The following is a 268-nucleotide window of genomic DNA, read 5'->3' as shown; positions in this document are numbered from 1 at the left end:
CCGGCGACGGCCTGCGCATCCTCCGGATCGCGTGCGCGCTGCAGGGACGTCTGGAACTCCAGAAGGTCCGTGAAGGTGGTCGTCGCACCCTCGGCACCGGAGGAGTGGACGGCGTCGAGCCGCGCGAACAGCTTTCCCACCACGCCGGAAACCGGGAAGCCCATCAAGGCACGATCCAGGGATTCGACGGCGTGGCGAGCCCTCTCCAGCACCTCCCACACCTCGTCGATGACGGGCATGGCGGGCACCGGTGGCCGGTAGCAGGACA

At 69.0% G+C, this 268-nt stretch carries 1 protein-coding gene; it reads right to left on the bottom strand.

Annotation, left to right across the window (positions count from 1 at the left end; all coding sequences use genetic code 11):
* Positions 1 to 239, bottom strand: a 239-nt coding sequence (locus JT719_RS24790; protein ID WP_207436450.1) for a Fic/DOC family N-terminal domain-containing protein, incomplete at its 3' end; no start/stop codon positions are given.
* Positions 240 to 268: the final 29 nt, after the last annotated feature.

This window comes from Sabulibacter ruber (genome assembly GCF_017355955.1).
GTDB classification, from domain to species: Bacteria; Bacteroidota; Bacteroidia; order Cytophagales; family Hymenobacteraceae; genus Nibribacter; species Nibribacter ruber_A.
This window is presented reverse-complemented; position numbering and strand designations above follow the sequence as displayed.